Origin of the sequence: Gilliamella sp. Bif1-4 (assembly GCF_001690535.1) — a bacterium.
GTDB lineage: Bacteria > Pseudomonadota > Gammaproteobacteria > Enterobacterales > Orbaceae > Gilliamella > Gilliamella bombi.
Genome location: NZ_LZHC01000048.1, coordinates 1 through 1,741 on the forward strand (window position 1 = coordinate 1; position 1,741 = coordinate 1,741).

2 protein-coding genes are annotated in these 1,741 nt (G+C 28.8%); both read right to left on the reverse strand.

All coding sequences use genetic code 11. From position 1 onward, the window contains the following. A partial coding sequence (locus A9G25_RS07475) for a hypothetical protein (protein WP_141675047.1) occupies positions 1–730 on the reverse strand: 730 nt, incomplete at its 3' end. Positions 731–782: 52 nt separating this feature from the next. Then, the coding region (locus tag A9G25_RS12840; RefSeq protein ID WP_176701094.1) for a hypothetical protein at positions 783–1,741 on the reverse strand (959 nt) is incomplete at its 5' end.

Below are 1,741 nucleotides of genomic sequence, written 5' to 3' on the forward strand. Positions count from 1 at the left end.
CATAGATATCATCTTGTCTAATATAAGACTCAATCAAATAACGTCCTGTTTTGATATTTTTTTTAATCGCTTTAGTCATGAGTCCCGTATTTTCATTAAACTCAATTTCAGAGGTATAAATAATATTATGATTATTATCGTATTTTTCTATATTAAACTGCTTTATATTATTATTTGGCCAGTAATCATAGGTATAATGACTAATTAATGCTAAAGGTCTTTTTTGAATACTGACTACAATGCCGTGTTTTTTTTCAACTCTCAAATAACAAGGTAACTCAAATACCTCTTCAAATGAAGCTTGCTGATGTAATTGCTTATGTTCATCTAGCGTATAAAAATAGATACCATCCTCTAGTGATTGAAAAGAGTCTGTTGGATACATTATTTCAATAATATTTCGCTTACGTTGCCATACATCATTATATTGATAGTTTTTATTTAATTTCACCTGTGCAATACTTTGAATCCCCTCTCTATACATTCTTGGTTTGGTTTCTAGACCAACAAGTGATGAAAATAAATTTTTTTCAGGGTAACTGTCTTCATTATCAAGGAAAAGCATAAAATCATGTTGAAAATAAATTTTACCTGGAACGATATTTTGTTGTTTTAATTTGTTGATTATTTGTATTTTTTTGTCTTTGTTTTTTGCTTCAGCGAAAGTGGGTTGGCTGTTTGATACCCAAGCAAAAAAACAGATTAGGGAAATTGTTATTATCTTTTTCATATTGTTTTGGTTTTTTCTAAATAGTCAGTAAGGTACATTAATTTAATTAGGCTTACAAATCAAAAATATCGCATCGCTTATGGCATTTGAATTTATTGTACGGATAAGGCTCGTCTAAATCTTTTTCAAAATCAAAGATTTCTTCCGGCTCCCAACGTTTAGTTTTAATCACTTTGCCATCTTTATTTAATATTTGATTTTCTACACGGTTTGAATCGTCATGACGAATTACATGATTGGTTTTGATTCCTTTTCCATCAAAATAATCATCAATTTCATAGATATCATCTTGTCTAATATAAGACTCAATCAAATAACGTCCTGTTTTGATATTTTTTTTAATCGCTTTAGTCATGAGTCCCGTATTTTCATTAAACTCAATTTCAGAGGTATAAATAATATTATGATTATTATCGTATTTTTCTATATTAAACTGCTTTATATTATTATTTGGCCAGTAATCATAGGTATAATGACTAATTAATGCTAAAGGTCTTTTTTGAATACTGACTACAATGCCGTGTTTTTTTTCAACTCTCAAATAACAAGGTAACTCAAATACCTCTTCAAATGAAGCTTGCTGATGTAATTGCTTATGTTCATCTAGCGTATAAAAATAGATACCATCCTCTAGTGATTGAAAAGAGTCTGTTGGATACATTATTTCAATAATATTTCGCTTACGTTGCCATACATCATTATATTGATAGTTTTTATTTAATTTCACCTGTGCAATACTTTGAATCCCCTCTCTATACATTCTTGGTTTGGTTTCTAGACCAACAAGTGATGAAAATAAATTTTTTTCAGGGTAACTGTCTTCATTATCAAGGAAAAGCATAAAATCATGTTGAAAATAAATTTTACCTGGAACGATATTTTGTTGTTTTAATTTGTTGATTATTTGTATTTTTTTGTCTTTGTTTTTTGCTTCAGCGAAAGTGGGTTGGCTGTTTGATACCCAAGCAAAAAAACAGATTAGGGAAATTGTTATTATCTTTTTCATATTGT